This window comes from Pararhodonellum marinum (genome assembly GCF_015354735.1).
Lineage (GTDB): Bacteria > Bacteroidota > Bacteroidia > Cytophagales > Cyclobacteriaceae > Pararhodonellum > Pararhodonellum marinum.
In genome coordinates, this window is the sequence record NZ_JACEFJ010000004.1 from 270,135 (window position 1) to 287,904 (window position 17,770).

The 17,770-nt window shown below is 41.1% G+C and carries 12 protein-coding genes; 3 read left to right on the plus strand and 9 right to left on the minus strand.

The genetic code is table 11. The features are described from left to right. Nucleotides 1–194 precede the first annotated feature (194 nt). The 3 genes from H1A14_RS10585 to H1A14_RS10595 all read left to right on the plus strand — a co-directional run bounded on the left by H1A14_RS10585 (nucleotide 195) and on the right by H1A14_RS10595 (nucleotide 6,666). A complete protein-coding gene (locus tag H1A14_RS10585; protein ID WP_194776216.1) occupies nucleotides 195–1,097 on the plus strand; it encodes a helix-turn-helix domain-containing protein in 903 nt (300 codons plus the stop codon). Nucleotides 1,098–1,829: 732 nt separating this feature from the next. Continuing rightward, a complete protein-coding gene (locus H1A14_RS10590; protein WP_228527727.1) occupies nucleotides 1,830–5,105 on the plus strand; it encodes a SusC/RagA family TonB-linked outer membrane protein in 3,276 nt (1,091 codons plus the stop codon). 4 nt (nucleotides 5,106–5,109) lie between these two features. After that, nucleotides 5,110–6,666 carry a SusD/RagB family nutrient-binding outer membrane lipoprotein gene (locus H1A14_RS10595; protein ID WP_194776217.1) on the plus strand — a complete coding sequence of 519 codons (1,557 nt, stop codon included), beginning with the start codon at nucleotides 5,110–5,112 and terminating at the stop codon, nucleotides 6,664–6,666. A gap of 283 nt (nucleotides 6,667–6,949) precedes the next feature. Here the strand turns inward: H1A14_RS10595 and H1A14_RS10600 are convergent, their stop codons facing one another. The 9 genes from H1A14_RS10600 to H1A14_RS10640 all read right to left on the minus strand — a co-directional run bounded on the left by H1A14_RS10600 (nucleotide 6,950) and on the right by H1A14_RS10640 (nucleotide 17,716). Continuing rightward, nucleotides 6,950–8,164, minus strand: coding sequence for a cupin domain-containing protein (locus H1A14_RS10600; protein ID WP_194776218.1), 1,215 nt, complete (start codon nucleotides 8,162–8,164; stop codon nucleotides 6,950–6,952). A 60-nt stretch (nucleotides 8,165–8,224) separates the two neighbouring features. Beyond that, nucleotides 8,225–10,477: an outer membrane protein assembly factor BamB family protein gene (locus tag H1A14_RS10605; RefSeq protein ID WP_194776219.1), complete on the minus strand. Its 2,253-nt coding sequence runs from the start codon at nucleotides 10,475–10,477 to the stop codon at nucleotides 8,225–8,227. A 585-nt stretch (nucleotides 10,478–11,062) separates the two neighbouring features. Then, entirely contained in the window at nucleotides 11,063–12,025 is a 963-nt protein-coding gene (locus tag H1A14_RS10610; protein ID WP_194776220.1) for an SRPBCC domain-containing protein, read from the minus strand. After that, entirely contained in the window at nucleotides 12,022–12,348 is a 327-nt protein-coding gene (locus H1A14_RS10615) for an ArsR/SmtB family transcription factor (protein ID WP_194776221.1), read from the minus strand. Before H1A14_RS10615 ends, H1A14_RS10610 begins: the two co-directional genes overlap by 4 nt. A gap of 369 nt (nucleotides 12,349–12,717) precedes the next feature. Continuing rightward, the gene (locus tag H1A14_RS10620) at nucleotides 12,718–13,017 is read right to left on the minus strand and encodes a cupin domain-containing protein (protein ID WP_194776222.1); all 300 of its coding nucleotides are present in this window, start codon (nucleotides 13,015–13,017) and stop codon (nucleotides 12,718–12,720) included. 40 nt (nucleotides 13,018–13,057) lie between these two features. Next, nucleotides 13,058–13,381 carry a four-helix bundle copper-binding protein gene (locus tag H1A14_RS10625; protein WP_194776223.1) on the minus strand — a complete coding sequence of 108 codons (324 nt, stop codon included), beginning with the start codon at nucleotides 13,379–13,381 and terminating at the stop codon, nucleotides 13,058–13,060. A gap of 274 nt (nucleotides 13,382–13,655) precedes the next feature. Next, nucleotides 13,656–13,841, minus strand: a complete 186-nt coding sequence (locus H1A14_RS10630; RefSeq protein ID WP_194776224.1) for a hypothetical protein — start codon at nucleotides 13,839–13,841, stop codon at nucleotides 13,656–13,658. Nucleotides 13,842–14,306: 465 nt separating this feature from the next. Then, nucleotides 14,307–14,447 carry a hypothetical protein gene (locus H1A14_RS10635; protein ID WP_194776225.1) on the minus strand — a complete coding sequence of 47 codons (141 nt, stop codon included), beginning with the start codon at nucleotides 14,445–14,447 and terminating at the stop codon, nucleotides 14,307–14,309. Between the two features lie 386 nt (nucleotides 14,448–14,833). Further along, entirely contained in the window at nucleotides 14,834–17,716 is a 2,883-nt protein-coding gene (locus H1A14_RS10640) for a M1 family aminopeptidase (protein ID WP_194776226.1), read from the minus strand. Nucleotides 17,717–17,770: the final 54 nt, after the last annotated feature.

Genomic DNA, 17,770 nt, shown 5'->3' on the forward strand with positions numbered 1-17,770 from the left:
AAAAACAATTGAGTTCGTAAAGCTATAATGCAAAGCATATGCTCATTAACCGAGACGCTAGTTTCTTCACCTTTATACGGCAATACTAAAGGATATAATTGGAAGACTGAATCGCTAAGATTTAAAGCACCCAAAAGAATCATTTCTTTAGCGGAGCGCCAAATTTCCATAATAAACCCTACAAATCTGCTAAAATGTCCCAAGCCCAATTTAAATTTCAACAAGGAGTTTCTGAGGTGTTAGATTTATTTCCCCAGATATTGGAGTTTGGTCTTGTGAAAAACAAGTCCATTCAACTTGGTTCTTTTGTTCCTGAAAAAGCAAATGAATTGCAAATATATTTTGTTTCGGAAGGGAAGTTTGAATGGACAATCAATCATCACCAGCATGTTTTATTCCCTGAAGACGTTGCAGTCGTCTTACCGGGACAGGAAATAGGAGGAGTAAAAGGGTTTTTAGGAATAGGAGCGTTTTATTGTCTCAAACTGGAAGTGGAACTGATAAGTTGGGAAAACATCCTGAGGATGGGTAAATGGAGCTCCCTTACAAAAATGGAGTGTAGAGACTTGAGCGAAATTCTACTATTAAATGCTCATTCTGTACTGAAGGGAAATAATTTCGGCCTGATTTTTCAAGATTTGTACCATGAAATTGAGACCAGAGAATTTGGGTTTCAAACCCGGGTCAATGCCTTGATTGATTCCTTATTGATTAATATTGGTAGGCAATCCACGCGTCAGGCAGCTTCTAAGAGAAATTTCCCAAAGGCCATCACAAAGTTAGAAAAGACCTTGAGAAAAAATCTGGACCACCAATGGACAGTGGTTGAAATGGCTGCTATGGTGGGACTTGGGACTTCGGCATTTACTGAAAAAGTCAAGAATCAGACTGGATTCGCTCCTCTGCATTTTCTGATCGATATCAGGATCTCTGAAGCCAAGAAGCTTTTGGGACGGGAGGAAGTAAGTATCACAGAAGTGGCCTTGGATACTGGTTTTTATTCATCCCAGCATTTTTCCACCACCTTCAAAAAGCTTACTGGTCATACCCCAGGAGAATACAGAAGGAAGGTTAATTCTAAAAAGAAATGCTATTGATAAGTTTATAAAGATCTCATTTTTGAAAATTAAAGGCATTCTGTTTTTTATCTCTACACCCTTAATCTATTGAGTAAGCCACAGTATCAAACAAACCAAAAATCATCTTATTGTTGTCCTCATTTCCCATCCATCAAAAACATTTACACGAGTGGTTAAGCTTGCCAAGCTGAGGGATTAAAGAATGATGGTGCAATCGGTGCGGCTGTTCCATAACATATAACTAAATCACTGGCAAAATTTGACTTTTTGGAATAGTGAATTTTCTACTTTAACATATCACAAAATTTTATCCTGATTTTTTGAAATTACCTCATGAAAAAGAAGGAGATTCTTGATTTTTGCTAGGAATGTGTAGCCATTTGGGTTTTTTTATATCCATTCCATACGCAGGACTTAACCGGATGGATATGCAGGAAAACAGCTTCCTTGAATTTTTTTAAAACATAAAATATCCAATGGAATTGATAAAATATCTCTCAATTATATATGGAATATCAAAACTATGCTTGTAAAAGATTTTGTTCAAAAATCTACATTGGGTTTAATTGGAAGAATATAATAAATGTATTTTGAACATTTATTAAAATTTCTGTCGTGTATTTCCATTTCATTTGATCTGATTGTGATATGTAGATTGCTCCAATGATTATTGGGTAAACAACGGATTGGTCAGCTGAAGAAAATGTATCTGCATTGCAGAATTCATGTTCAACATTAAACCCAATAACCATGAAACAAGTGTACGCATTGTGCGGGTTATTTCTGCTGTTTCATGAAGGAGCAAATGCCATCGAAAATGATCGGTATGCTTCTGAAGCAGAAATTTCACATCTTTATTCAAGTCATCCTATGGTGACTGCCATGAACCCCGAAATGATAGGAATTTCGGGAACCGTCACCGATGAAAACGGGGAACCATTTCCCGGAGTAACGGTATCGGTAAAAAACACCACCATCGGGGCAATTACCGATTTGGATGGTCGCTACACCATCGATGTACCCGATGAAAACAGCATTCTGGTTTTTTCATTTATCGGCTTTTTATCCAAAGAAGAAGCCATTGCCGGACGTTCCATCATCAATGTGGCTCTGAGTCCTGATTTGGTGTCGTTGGGGGAGGTGGTTGTCACCGCACTGGGTATAGAAAAAGACACCAAAAAGCTCGGATATTCTGTGACCGCAGTCAATACCGAAGAACTTGTGGTCAACCGGACCACCAATGTGATGGAGGCGCTTACCGGTAGGGTAGCAGGTTTGAACATTACTGCACCCGCGGCCGGAGCAGGTGCCAGTACACAGATTCGTTTACGTGGACAGTCCGCATTTGCCGGATCCAACAACGCACCGCTCATTGTGATCAACGGTTTGCCTCTGGATCAGGAAGCAAGGGGAGCCAACGGGGCTGGGCAACAGGCACAACGTGACCAAGGGGATAATTTACAGAACCTCAATCCAGATGACATTGAAAGCATGACTGTGCTGAAAGGGGCCACTGCGGCAGCGCTTTATGGAGCAAGGGCCGCTGCAGGTGCCATTATCATCACCACCAAGTCCGGGAAAAAAGACGGTGGAATGGGAGTTGAATTCACCTCCAGCTTTACAACTATGGAACCTCTGAACTATATGGATGAAATTGTTCAGACCGAGTATGGTATAGGCACAGGCGGCAATCGCCCCATGACCCAAGGCGATGCGCAGACTTTTGGTCAGTTTGGTTTTGGTGCCCGATTGGATGGGGTGCCCACGATGAATTTTGATGGGGTTATGAGGCCCTACTCCGCTTATCCCCATCAGTTGTTTGATTTTTTACGCAATGGATCAAATTTCACCAATACTGTAGCACTGTCAGGGGGAAGCGAAAGGGGAAGTTTCAGGGTTTCTTTTTCCGATACTGATGCAAAAGGGATTGTGCCCAACAATGAATACAGAAAGAGGATTTTCAATGTAGGCATCAACCATGACATCACAAGTAAACTCAAGCTACAGTTGAATATCAATTATGCCAACGAAGAAAACATCAATCCCCCGCAGATCGGTACGCAGGGCGGAGGGGCTGTCAACTTCTTCACCAGAGTGGGTATTTCCACGCCAATTGAGGCATATAGGGAAAACTCTACCGATCCCGTTACCGGTGCTGAACTTAGGACAAATGGATTCCTTGGAACAATCAACAACCCTTACTATGACATTCAAAACGGCCAATACTTCCACGATGACAGAAACCGCCTACTTGGAACAGCCACCCTGCGCTATCAAATCACAGATTGGCTTTTTGCCCAAGGAAGATACAATTATAACCGTGGGTCAAGTTTTCAGGAATGGAATGAATTGAATGGATCAGGAGCCACAAGTCTTTTTGCAGGAGATGGTTCATACAGAGGAAGTTATAATATCAGACAGGGTGTATCGACTGATATAAATGCTGACTTTATCTTGGGTGCTTATAAAGAGTTCGGCAAATTAACCGTCGACGCAAATTTTGGAGGCAATACCTGGAGAGTACAGAACCAGTCAAACAATCAAACAGTGACCAATTTTACTGTCCCGAATCTCTATTCCATTGAAAACGGTTCGGTAAGACAGCCTGGCTTTGGCTTCAGTGAATTCCGAGTCAATTCACTGTACGGCTGGGCAGAGTTTGGATATGATGATATGCTGTTCCTGAACATAACAGGACGTCAGGATTGGTTTTCAGTGCTGGATCCTGCCAACAACAGTGCTTTTTATCCTTCAGTATCGGGAAGTTTCGTTTTCTCAGAGGCATTGAAAGGTTCAAGTTGGCTTTCATTCGGTAAGGTTAGAGCATCCTGGGCCATGGCAGGAAGAGAAAACGGTGCAAGTCCTTATCAGAACGTACTCAGATATTCCATCAACCCAAATCAGTTCAACGGTCAGACGATAGCTGGTATCAGCGGGACTTTAGCCCCAAATGCGTTGATCCAACCTTATAATGTTACAGAAAAAGAACTTGGCGTTGAAATGAGGCTGTTCAACAACAAGGTGCTTTTTGATGTTGCTGTATTTGACAAAGTGACTGAAGATCAAATCATTGATGTCACCATTTCCAATGCATCAGGCTATAACAATTCAAGACAAAACCAGGCCTCATTAAGGAACAGTGGATTGGAAACTTTGATTGAAGTGACACCTATTCAAACCAGTGATTTCAGATGGACATCTTCCTGGAACAATTCCTACTTGTATACCAACGTACTGGATGTGGGTAATGAAAGTGGAACCCTTCTGGTGATCTTTTTCAATGGAACAGGAAATGAGTTTCTTGGAGAACTGAGATACACCGAGGGGTTGGCGATGAACCAATTGTACACCAGAACTTACAGGAGAAATGAAGCCGGGCAGATCTTGGTAAATGATGATGGTCGCTTACTTGCCACTACAGGTGCTACGCCGGGAGCCGAGTTGACCAATGGATTTCTTCCCATAGGCAGTTCGATTCCTAAGTGGGTAGGAGGTTGGAACAACACTTTCACTTATAAAAAACTAAGCCTGGGTGTTCATATTGAATACAATTTTGGTGGTACCGTAATGTCAGCTACCCATTTAAATATGCTTAGACAGGGCCATTCGAAACTGTCTTTGGAAGGCCGACGAGAAGGCGAAAACGGCATTATTGTTCCCAACAGCGTTTATGCAAGTTCGGGAGAACCCAACACCACGGCGGTTACAAACCTTCAGGCTTTCTATGCCGACTACAGGAACCTTCAGATCGGAGACCCTTTTATTTTCAGCACTGATTTTATCAGGGTAAGAAATGTATCCCTAGCGTACAATCTTACGGATGCGGCGCGTAAAGTACCTTTCTTGAGTACTATAGGTGGTCTTACAGTGTCGGCAGCAGTCCGAAACCTGGCATTCCTTCATAGGGACTTCGTAGGGTTGGATCCCGAAGCCATTCAGTCATCCGGCGACTTCAGGGCAGGATATGAAAACTCGTCACTTCCGACTACCCGTAATTACAATTTCAGCTTAAACGTTAGATTTTAGAATTATGAAAAAGCTAAAAAATTATATAATCGTATCTGCTGTTCTGCTGAGCACACTAGGCTGTGATAAGGATTTTGTTGAAATCAACACAGACCCCTATGCGGTAACGGTAATTAATCCTGCGCTTTTGTTTGCAGGAGCACAACGGACTCCACTTGGAGGTTGGGAAGATGAACACACCATCGTCCAACATTTTGTGAACCCTTACAACCAGGGTGCTACACTCGGTTTTAATTTCAACGAGGACATTGATCTCAGGAGTTCCGGAAGATGGAATTCGGCTTATTCCGGTCCCGGACATGTGAGACTTATGGTTCAGGCATTGGAAATTTTAGGTGAAGATACCGACCGGGTCAATCTGAAAAGCATGATCCGCATATGGAAAGCCCAGGTGTTTATGGGTTTGGTGGATGCTTATGGAAATGTTCCCTATTCCGAAGCAGGAAAGGCAGTTATCGAACAGATTTTCTTTCCTGTATATGACATTGATGAAGCCATCTACGATGACCTGTACAGTGAGCTCACCGGTGCCTTGGCGGCATTAAATCCAGGGGCTGATTTTGTTTCGGAGGACCTTTTTTATGGTGCAAACAGTGAAAACCCTTCAGCCAATGCGACGGTACAGGTGGAAAAGTGGAGAAAACTTGGCAATTCTCTGCTGTTGAGATTGGGCATGCGCTATTCCAAAGTCAATCCTTCCAAGGCCCAGTCTATTGTGGCAGAAGCATTTGCAGGAGGGGTGATGACTTCCAATGATGACAATGCTTATGTGAAATACGATGGATCATTGTTTACACAGGGAGCCAACAATGGCTTGCGCGACTTTTCCTACTTCTATTATGCAGCTGAGCCTTTTGTGGAACAGTTGAAGTCAACCAATGATCCGCGTGCCCAGTTTATTCTGGCGAATTTTACCGATCCGGCGGCGGTGGTAAATGATCCGGAACCTGATACGGAGCTGGCCAATCAGTTTGGTGTACCCATTGGGGTGATCAGTACAGATCTTGCCGATCCAAACGGGCCTTACAGAGGCAGTCGGTTAGGTGGTCTGAACTATTCTCAGATGAATATATGGGCGATAGCTTCACCTGCAGCCCCGGATTTTTGGGTTACTTATGCCCAGACCTCTTTACTTCTGGCAGAAGCAGCTCACAGAGGTTGGGTAAGCGGTGACGTACGCACCTATTATGAAAATGCCATCAGGGCAGACATGCAGGTGTATGAACTATACCCTGCAACCTCGCCGATCACTGACGCGGAAATCAACGCCTATCTCAATGAACCGGGAGTGCTTTTCGATGCAGGAAGGGCGCTGGAGCTCATCAATACCCAATACTGGGTAGTAAATCTCAGAAACGGTGGTGAAGCCTGGGCCAATTTCAGAAGAAGTGGATATCCTGATTTGCAGCCTAATCTCTTCAATAACAACCTGAACGGAGGATTCGTAAGAAGAATGTCTTACCCTGACCGTGAAGCTTCTGCAAATGCCCAAAGCTATGCGGCTGCAATTGCTATCAGGCCCAATGATTTGGTTTCCAGGGTTTTCTGGGATACGCAATGACCTTGATAACTAGTAAATAAATCTCAATTAAAAAGGCGGCTTGATTCAATCAAACCGCCTTTTTTTATCGCCTGATTCCTGTTTTGATAGGGACTTTCCTTACAATGGTTCAGGTAACAATCAAGGAAAACACCTCTGTCTAATCTGAATGCTGTGTTTTTATCTTGTGGACCATTATAAAAACTGATTATCCATACTATTACTCGAAAAAGTAATGAACCTGATAGACATAAGGATCTACTAAATACAATATCCTTATATCACCATCACCCATTTTCAGCGGCTATTTTTTGTCATCGTCCCCCATGACATCATAGCCTCTCCATTTGAATTCCTTAGCCAGTGAGGAGGCTGCGGGCCAGGCAATATCATGCTGTTTGCTTGCCACCCATTTTCTCCGGTTTTCCTCTGTATCAAATGAAATCATGATCTGGTAGTTGTAGGTGGTAGGTTCTGCCTCAATTTCTTTGGCAATTTTTTCCGGAAAAAGTCTCAACAATTTGGACCCCAGATAGCCAGTCTGAAGAACCATGGCAGGAACATAGATGGAATAATACATTTCTTCAAAAGCTTTGGCATTGGCCTTGTCTACCACAAAGTCCATTTGTAAGACCATTGCTTTTGGGTTTTCCAGCGGTTTTTCAATGGTGCGACCACTCTGTTTGGCAGGAAGGATTCCAATCACCAAAATTTCAAGATCCTCAGATCCTTCATTGGAAAAAGTAAGGGTTTCACCCAATGAGCCAAAAAAGGCAACATGAGATTGGATACTGCCCTTATCGGAACCAATTGCCACAGTTCCAGTTCCATTGGTCACATAATACACTTCTTCAAGACCTTCAAGTTTACGGATCACCTCTTTGCTTCCAGAAGGGATGAGCACATGGTCAACATGGTTCCAGTCTGACCTAAAAACCTCCGGGCCTAGTATCCTTCGGTAGCGGACATTTTCTCCTTCATACGCAGTGGTATTGGCTCGAAGCTTTTCCTTGTCCAGTTGGCCATTGACAAAAGTGGGGATGGGGTCTATTGCTGCTCCTTCACGGGTATCTCCCAAGTCGAAAGCATCTCCTCTGCCTTTGACACTGCTCACGGCAAAATTGAGCCAGGTTAATCCTTCCTCTGAGGGATTGAATATACCATGGGAACTCCCCATTTTACAAGGGACAATTGCCGGTGCTTTAATCCTTGAGGTTCGGCCATTGATGGTGAATTCGGCCTCCCCATCCAGGATCACGAACATTTCTTCGATGGAATGATGAAAATGGTGGCCTATGCCTGACCTTCCTTCTATCCTTCCAGCATGAAGGTAAAGAAAGTTAGATGCCAAATCATTTCGGCCTATCAATTGCGTAAAACCCATCTTTCCGGCGCCATCATGGACAGCGGAGAGCTCTCTATACTTCTCGGGATCATTCGGAACTATCCGTTCATGTATAGCCTGTGCGAAGGAGTCTACTGATATCAGTATCAATAGAAATATCATCAATCTTTTCATAGAAGTGCTAGGTTTGGTTTATTTGAAATAATCCTATTTTCAATAATGTCGGTCATGGTCTTACTTTGCTTCAGGTATAGCATAAACCACGTATCCTTTGGGCAATGCACCGGGTTTCTTGGAATGGTCGTAGCTGTCTCTGGTAAAATTGGAGGTTGCATTGATGACGAGAAATTCCTTTCCCTTGTGCTTGTATATACTCGGCTGGGCATTTACCTCATGACTTAGGGTGGTTTCCCAGAGAAGATCTCCATTATCTGCATCAAAAGCATACAATTTGCCCCCTTTGGCAGTGGCAAAGACGATTCCCGTTGAAGTGACAATCATTCCTTTTCTCAATACGCCACCAGGAGCACCTTTACTTTGGTCTCCCTGAACATAGAGGGAATCCTGACCGATGGGTTTGCGCCATTTGATGGTGCCTTCATTTAAATCATAAGCAACTAGGGAAGACCAAGGTGGTGCAGCTAGCCCAGGCCATTCCAGTCCATAATCAGTGGTATATCGGACATCAGGATGGTCTACATTTTCAGGATAATCCGTCATGGCAGCACCTCTTGTTGTGTCGGGTTTTATCGTGGCTCCGCCAGAAGCGACCACAGGCCCTTCGGGTGGACTGGTATCCATATTTCTTCTAAAGTTAAAACTTCTAGGGTTGCCACCAAGGTATCGGTACAGGGCCCGGAGGGTTTCTTCGTCTACATGGACAAATCCTGGCATTTGACCTTTGCCATTGGTTATGGTGTTTTTGAATTCATCATAGAACAGTTGCTCTCCGATATTCAACAGGGAGGGTCCTGATCCCCCAGACATGTCCGCGCCGTGGCAGGTCTGACATGAACTCGCATAGAGGGATTTCACCCTCTGGATTTCATTGTCCGACAAGTTTATTTTTGGGGGTTCTACTTTTTTCAGTTGGTAGATCGACACGTGTTCTTGAGTTTGTACATACAGAATTCCCCGATCGGGATCTGAAGCAGTGTTCCCGTAGTTGGAACCGCCCAAAGCGCCTGGCATCATCACAGTTTCATACTTATCGGACGGGGGAACAAAGAGCCCTGATTTTGCACTTTCCAACCTTTCCAGCCAAAAGTTTCTGACACTGTCTGGAAAATGTGGATTCAGGTTTTCTTTGGTGACTTCATGCTTAGTAAAGCTAGGAAGGGAGGGAATGGGTTGAGTAGGCCACGCCTCTTCTCCTGGCATATCACTGCTTGGAAATGGTGTTTCTTCAATGGGAAAAATCGGCTCGCCGGTAACCCTGTCAAAAACAAATACAAATCCATGTTTGGTGGCCACAGCCACCACGTCAATGGTTTTACCATCTTTGTTGATAGTGAGCAACTGTGGTGCGGGTGAAAGATCATAATCCCAAAGGTCATGGTGAACGGTCTGGTAATGCCAAAGTCTTTTCCCCGTCTTGGCGTCTAAGGCCACCAGTGAATTTCCGAATAAATTGCTGCCAATCCGGTCTACGCCATAATAATCATATGTAGGCGATCCCACAGGAAGATAAGCGATTCCTCTTTCCGTATCTACAGAAATTTCACTCCATACATTCACTCCTCCCACATATTTGTAAGCATCTTTTGGCCAGGTATCATAACCAAATTCACCAGGGTGGGGGATAGTATGAAATATCCATTCCATTTCTCCTGTCAACAGATTATAGGCCCTGACATGTCCGGGAGGAGAAAAATAATTTTCTCCCGGTGCTGATCCGATGATGATCAGGTTGTCATAAATAACCCCGGGCATCAAAGGTTGAATCCTGCGGATGGAGGTATGGTCCCTGTCCAAACCTTTTCGAAGGTCAACGTAACCATTTTCCCCGAAACTCAATATGGACTGGCCTGTGATGGCATCTATGGCCTGAATGGTATTGTTGATGGTAAATATCAGTCGCTTGTCTTTTTTATCTTTACTTTCCCAGTAATTGAGGCCCCTTCTGGTTAAGCCCATTAAGCCAGCATGAATCCAAATTTCTTCACCGGTCTCCACGTGGACAGCTATCAATGAAGAATTTTTACCCATGACATACATGGTAGTATCTACGATGATGGGACTGAAAAAATAAGGCATTTCATCACCTGTGGGATAAACCCAAGCGACTTCCAATTGAGAAACATTTTCTTTGGTGATTTGGTCCGATTTGAAATATTTGGATTGATCGGGTGAGCCACCATAATGGGTCCAGGTGGTGTGTTGGGGTATCCCTTTGTCCTTGCTGCATCCGAATATTAGGACCAAGGAAACAAAAATGAAAACGATCCGACCCATTTTAATCGAAAATTTTTGTTGGTATTTCATCATTTCATTAATAGGTTATTTTAGGTTAATAGGCTTTTAGGCACTTAGCCATCACGTTCTTATTGGGTCTTGGCGTTTTCTATATAATCATTTCATGATCAATAGCATTAAGGCATTGTGCAAAGTATAAAATTATCGTGGTAAGATGATTTTAGCAAGAAAGCTGAATGGCATATTGACCGCTTATAATACTTTTAATGTTTTTTTCACACTTATTTTATTGCTGTCCTGATTTTTCAAGCCCTTGGTGAGGAAGGTGAATGGTAATTTGGAATTTTTCTTAGGAATAATCATTTCACCCCATGATTTTATATTCAGATAGAATATCATAAAAACCCTTATTTGGAGAGAAACTTGGGGGATTGGTGTAAATAAAAGAAAAGCCCATAACCTGATCTGGCCATGGGCATTTAAATTATTTGTATTTACGCAATGATGCCAATAAATTGGTAATTCAATTTAATTCTCCACAGCAAAATGAAATGTCCATTACATCCGGCTTCCGACTTCGAGCTTCCGACCCGTTTGAGGAAGAGTATAGGGTTACTGGCAAAGAAGCGGATAACCATTTTAAATTATGTGGGATTTTCATTTTATTTGGTAATTGATCATCCAGTTGATCCCAAATTGGTCTGTAAAGCTACCGTAATAAGCACCCCAAAAAGTATCCTGAAGTGGCATTTCAATTTTTCCACCTACTGAGAGTGCGTCGAATAACCGTGTTGCTTCTTCCCTAGATTCTGGTTCCAAGTTGATGTGCATGTTGTTGCCGGGTACGACGGTAAAGCCCATTTCCTTTGGTGAATCAGTAGCCATGAGTATGTGGTTGCCGATCAATGGAAGCTCCACATGCAAGACCAATTTTTTGACATTTTCCGCAATGGGTGGATGGTCTGAATCTGCTGGAATGTCCCCAAATCTTTGGATACCGTTGACAAATTCGGTTTTGAACACATTCCTGTAGAAATTGAATGCTTCTTCGGTGTTGCCCGGGAAGTTTACGTAGGTATTTACCCTCACATGATTGTTGGTTTTTTTCTGCAATCTCAGGTAAAACTGTGCATTGATGTATTGATCCAGATTTTCCAACCCTGCGGTGAATCCTTCTTTGAAGCCCATTTGAATGATGGTTTCCAAGTCTTCCAATGAGTTAAATTCAAGATGGATATTGACCAAAGTATTATTTTCTTCTTCGGAAAACTCGTTTTTCCATTTTACCCTCGGTTTGGTATTGTTCATGTTGGCATTTTCATCACAAAAGGCATCTATCCCTGAAAAGGACTTCTCCTTTTCGATGGATTCGTAGTCAAACCTGCACCAATGGATGTCACCTTCTGGACCTTTCATGTAGTAATGCCAACGACCGCCCACTTTAAAATCCAGGGATTTTGTCACGGCTTGATAGGGCTTTGGTGCCCACCACTGATCCAAAATTTCGGCTTCTGTCCAAGCCGCCCAAACCAAGTCGATAGGGGCAGGGAAGGATCGCTCTACGTGGATGGAATGGTTTGTTTTGTCCACCTCAAAATTGAAAAGAATTGCTGGGTTCATTTTTTGTATTGTTTTAGTTGCTGTAATACTTGATCCAATTGGTCAAATCTTTTCGCCATAAGCTCCTTGAACTGATCCAACCATTTTTCAATGTCCTTCATTTTGTCGGCGTTGAGGTGGTAATAGATTTCCCTTCCCTGTTGCTCTTGGGTCAGGATTTCGCATTCGGTCAACACCTTAATATGTTTTGACACCGCTTGCCTACTGCTTTGAAAATGATCGGCAATGTTATTGGGTGTCATTGCACCCACTGTCAATAGCATGATGATAGCCCTTCTAGTCGGGTCGGCAATGGCCTGAAATACATCTCTTCTAAAATCCATTATTTCTTATTTGCTACCTTATGGTTGCAAATATATATGCAATTATTTGGTTGCGCAAAAAAATCACAAGTTTTTTCAATGGCTTACTCTGTGTTAAAGAACAAATTTTTCTCAAACGATTTTTTTTCAAGTCAATGCGTTCTTTTTGCCTATGAAGTAATTCAATTTTTATCCGTATAAGGAATTGGCATAGTTTGAAAAATTTCAAATTTGGTTACACCTAATAATGCATTTTCCAAAAAAAAATTACCTCTAGTTTCTAAGAATCCTTAGGAGGAGGAATCGAATTTAGCTGACACTTTCTTTAGATGATGTATCAATAAAAAAATCAATGTTCCACATTATTCAATGTGCTTTTAGTGGGGACTTCTATTCACCCTGTGTCAAAATACAAAGACTGTCCTCAACGGCTTCTACAGCATGCATGATTTCAACCGGTATTTCCACTTCTTCATATTGCGTAAGCGCTACATTTCTACTTTCCTCTTTATAGACTACAGCACCTTCCAAAACCGTCAATTTAGACTTCGTATGGGCTTTATGTTTCTGTAAAATCATGCCTTTCCTGAACCCAATAATGAGAACTTTGAACCCTTTCCCATGATGAAGCGATTTTGCAACCGGTTGATTGGCCTCCTTCAATTCTTCTTTTATATCATTTATGGTCATTTATTTATCGAGTTGTATTTAATATAGAAGTGTCTGAATACTAATTGGAAGAAGCAAGTTCCCCACATATTTCAGCGCATTTTTGACAGGCCTCAGCACATTCCTTGCAACTGTCGTGGTGAGAAGCGTGTTTAGCACATTCTTCGGCGCATGCTCTGCAGATTTCAGCACACACACCATGCAGTTGCCCTGCATATTCAGATTCCCTTGCATCAAATCTTGCACATAAAGCGCAGATGTCAGCACAATCGCGACAGATGGTGATACAATTTTGTTTGCCTTCTTTGATGCAATCTATGATGCACCTTTCACATGTCACCAAACAATCCAAACAGGCTTCTATGCTGTTTTTTAAATTGTTCATTTTATTGGGGTTGAATGTGTAGATGAATTTCAATGATTTGATAATGTAAGCATCTTTAAAAAATTATCCGTTACACATTTTTATAATTATCCTACATGATTTACTCACGGCTAACCTGCAAAGACAACGGGATTTTTGTCCAGTCTGCCAGTCATTCCACTACTGAATTATAAAGGTCTTCAATTCAAAAGCAGATATTTAGGGAAATATCTTTTCGATATTGGCTTCCCAGCTAAACCCATTCGGGATTGGATTTAGGAAAAAAATTTAAATATCAATCCTTCGGTGCCGAATCCTCCTCTACCACGTCCTGTTCAATGGTAAATACAATATCGTCCTTGGATTTGGTCTCTCCGGTATAAAAATTATGGATGCCAAGCATAAATGCCACAATCAATGCCCAAGCCAGATTTTTGATGGGTTTCCAGATTGATTTGAAGAATTTGGTCAAAGGTTTCATAGGTAGATATCTAGAGGAATTTATCTTAATTTTTCCAATTTTCAATTTCAAGTCCTACTATTCATCAGTTTCCAGCATGGACGGTTTCATAAATCCACTTTTCTGTTGAAAAGAGTTTTTCTAATTACTTTGGTTTGATTGATAAATTCTTCATAATCAGAGTTTTACAAATCACTGAATGCTCATAAGAAAGAATTTTATCACTTTTGGACTCAACTATTTTGGATTTAGGAGTCAAGGATTGAACAAACTGATACAGTTCCTTCAATCGATTATCAGGGACATCTTTAATTTCTTTCAGTATGTTTTCAAGCGTATTCATCATCTGCTAATTTTATTAAATGTACTAATTTAACTAATTAATCGTAATTAAAATTCTTTAATAGAGCCATTTGAGATCCAAATTGGTAACAATAATAACTCATAGCCCAATCAATATCGGAACCAACCTTCAAACCAATGTGACTAAATTTGAATTACCTCATCCACATCAATATCAGCTAAAATTACTGAAATGTAATCTCCTTTGCTGTCGAAAACAATTTCGGCATCCATATCATAGTCATCATTTTCTTTGTCCGGAATAAGGATGTTTGATATTTTCATTTCCGAAAATTCATTTCTTGGAATTTTGAATTTCAATTGGTTTAAAATTGAATTCCAATTATTTTCAATTCTTCTGAAATATTCAATTTGATAATTTGAAATAACTCCATTTTCAGGAGGAAAATGAATCTTGGTTCTGTCATCAATCTTTGATTTGACTGAACCTTGATACTCTTTTGTTCTGTGGGCTTCAACCAAAAAAAATGTACCTAAATCATTTGTGACAGATTTGGTTTTTTCATTTTGGAATGCCTTAAAAATGTCAAAAAGACCCATAGTTCTTTAAGTTAAGGAGATTAAAATTGACTGTTTATTTCGTGCAATTCAATTGTTAGAATAAAGGTAATATTTACCTAATTTGTAAATAATACAATTATGAATAGTATTTATTTTGAATTATTTCTTACTTCTATGTAAAACATATCAGTATTGAAATCTACTTCAAAAATGTTTAACTCATCCAACCCCAGTTCATGCCAATCAGAATTGGGTTGTAGCCATTGTTTTTCACCTGAACTCAATTGATAGGAGATAGGCATGGCAAAACCCTCGGCATTAGCTTTCCATCTATATTGTAGCATATTACCCGATGGACTTTCTTTCATTTCAAATTCCAGCACCGGAATCTCGGCCAATCTGAGGTATTGGTCAAATATTGGTCTCAATTCTTTTCCGGTTTTTTGGTTGAAATATTCAAGGATCTGATCTGTATTGATGCTTTGGTATTTGAAATCTCTGGGAATTCCTTTAATAATATCAAACCATAAAGTGTTATCATCAATTATATGTCTTAAAGTATTGAGGAAAAGCGCCCCTTTTGCATACATGTCCCAAATATTATAATGGACATGGTTGACCCCGAAATTTCCGATAACAGGATGTTTGTTGGAAATACTTGGTTTCATGGCATTGAGATAAACCAATGATTCCTCATAGCTGTATTGCTCCTCGATGTAAAGGGCTTCCGCATAGGTAGCAAATGCTTCATGGATCCACAGTTCGGCATTGTCTGTACAACTCACGCTATTGCCCCACCATTCATGGGCGAATTCATGGATAAGAATCTGATCCGGAAGTTCTGCTGCCCCAAAATCAGGTATTGAATTTTTCTCTCCTTCAGATTCATCATCTTGGAAATATTCAAAACCCAATGCCACCGCACTCTGATGCTCCATGGCATGTGGGGCTTCTATAAACTTGATGCCATCTCTCGGAAATGGATATGGGCCAAAATACTTTTCAAATGTATTCAGGGCTTTCCCAGTGGTTTCATATTTCGAAGCCACATTGTCCAGATGGTAATCCATCACATGGTATTCCACATCCAATTCACCATCCAGAGAGGGAAAAATTCTCTTAATCTGTTCATAATTCCCAAGGTTAAGGGTGATGTTATAATTGTTGATGGGGTAGGAGACATGCCAGGTAGTACGGGTCCTATCATTTTCCAATTCCATTTTATCAACCAATCTCCCATTGGAAACCGCCACCAAATCCGAAGGATTGGTAATGCTGATTGTTACGGAATCGGGTTCATCCGATAAATGGTCTTTGTTAGGCCACCAACCACTTGCCCCATATCCCTGGCAAATGGCCTGGATCCAAGGATTTCCATTATTATCAGTAAACCAAAGAAAAGAGGCATACATGGGCGTCAAAGGGTCAAAGTCCAAAGGCCTTCCACCAAAATACACCTTGATTTCTTCGATGCTGTCTCGCTCTAGTTGTTTCTCAAAGGAAACATAAACAGCATCATATTCCCTTTCAAAATCCAAATGCTTTGCACGATAAATAATACTGTCAATCTTCATTCCTGAATACAAGTCTATCTGGATTTTATCTGTTGGTTCCACTAACTTGAATCTGATCAAACTGCTTCCCAAGATCTCTTCTGCATCCGGAAACACTTCCACATCCAAATGGTAATAGCCTACATCAAAAGCTGTCCTTAACTGCGTCAAAGAACCTTTCAGTGTATCCAATCTGGAAAATTGATAGGGTTTTGATTCTGCAAAGGTATTTTTCAACCCGTATTTGTGGTCATCTGTTTCTATTCCCATTGATTTGTCAAAAGTTCGCCAGAACTCTTGCCGGTAGTTTGCCTCAAAGTATTTATCAGCTTTGCCTAGGTCATGGGAAAGAAATCCTGAATCTGGTAATGTAGTTTTTTTTATGAAATCAGCAGTTTTGTAATGAAGTTTTTGAACCAAAGGGATATAATCCATATTCCGCTTTTTGCTATTGACGATGAAGTTTTTCCCTGAATTGACTTCATCTAAATACCAAATTCCATCCTGTAGTTTGTATTGGATCACTTCCCGCCATTCCCCCTCTTTATAATGGAATTTGTAGAGATTGGTCACCATGATATAGCTGGGACTGGAAATTACCCTTTTGAATAGCTTTGGACTGGATTTAAAATCGATTTTGACAAAAGCTTTCGTTTCCTCATCGATGTACAAATGCCCGTTCCAAATACCTGTTTTCTTGTTTTTTCTTGGAGCCAACAGGATTTTGTATGTGGGTCTACCTTCCATATTGACCATGTCTTCCAATTCAAAATGGTAACTACCAACAAATCCTTCGGACATAACCGAAGATGTAAAATCCCTTGCCACGTCTCTGCCTTGCAACAGATGAATGCCCAATTCCCAAGGAGTCAGCATCATGATCTTCCAATCATCAAATTCAGAAGGTTTGGTTCTGACTTCTTTGACTAGAATAGAATCACCCACCACGTTCTTTTTATTATCATGGGGAATAAAGGGTGGTTTGTATACATCGATAAATGCCTCTGTATAACGCAGGTTTTTATCATCCAATAAAGTGAAATTATGGTAATAGCCACTGATAGCTGTTGTGTCAATTCCATAATTCTCCGGTATACGCTGCATTGCTTCTTTAATTATAGCTACAGGATTAAGTGGCTTGACATCCACAGTTTGCAATTGGATTACATCCTGTTCCATTTCTACAGTTATTTCTTTACCTGGATTAGGCCCTGCTATAGTTATCGGTCTATATCCCATACAGGAAAAACTGATGTTATCAGTCCCCTTGGAAAAGATCATGGAAAAGTATCCGTTAAGGTCAGCGACCGCGCTGGCATTGGATTGGATGTTCCTTACATTGACAAAAGGGATGGCTTCTTTGCTGTATTTATCTATGATTTTACCATGAATGGTCAGGCTTTGGGAATAACCGGAAACTGCGGAAAAAGTGAAAGCAACTATAATGCACTTTAGGAGGAAGTTTAAATGTTGGTTCATATTCGTTGGCAGAAGAATCCATACAAAAATACGGATGCCCTTATCCCTATGATG

Coding starts and splice junctions, on each gene's coding strand:
- H1A14_RS10620 (WP_194776222.1), bottom strand. CDS start 13,017: ATGACCATAAATGATATAAAAGAAGAATTGAAGGAGGCCAATCAACCG.
- H1A14_RS10590 (WP_228527727.1), top strand. CDS start 1,830: ATGAAACAAGTGTACGCATTGTGCGGGTTATTTCTGCTGTTTCATGAA.
- H1A14_RS10595 (WP_194776217.1), top strand. CDS start 5,110: ATGAAAAAGCTAAAAAATTATATAATCGTATCTGCTGTTCTGCTGAGC.
- H1A14_RS10640 (WP_194776226.1), bottom strand. CDS start 17,716: ATGAACCAACATTTAAACTTCCTCCTAAAGTGCATTATAGTTGCTTTC.
- H1A14_RS10610 (WP_194776220.1), bottom strand. CDS start 12,025: ATGAACCCAGCAATTCTTTTCAATTTTGAGGTGGACAAAACAAACCAT.
- H1A14_RS10615 (WP_194776221.1), bottom strand. CDS start 12,348: ATGGATTTTAGAAGAGATGTATTTCAGGCCATTGCCGACCCGACTAGA.
- H1A14_RS10600 (WP_194776218.1), bottom strand. CDS start 8,164: ATGAAAAGATTGATGATATTTCTATTGATACTGATATCAGTAGACTCC.
- H1A14_RS10630 (WP_194776224.1), bottom strand. CDS start 13,841: ATGAAACCTTTGACCAAATTCTTCAAATCAATCTGGAAACCCATCAAA.
- H1A14_RS10605 (WP_194776219.1), bottom strand. CDS start 10,477: ATGATGAAATACCAACAAAAATTTTCGATTAAAATGGGTCGGATCGTT.
- H1A14_RS10625 (WP_194776223.1), bottom strand. CDS start 13,381: ATGAACAATTTAAAAAACAGCATAGAAGCCTGTTTGGATTGTTTGGTG.
- H1A14_RS10635 (WP_194776225.1), bottom strand. CDS start 14,447: ATGAAAATATCAAACATCCTTATTCCGGACAAAGAAAATGATGACTAT.
- H1A14_RS10585 (WP_194776216.1), top strand. CDS start 195: ATGTCCCAAGCCCAATTTAAATTTCAACAAGGAGTTTCTGAGGTGTTA.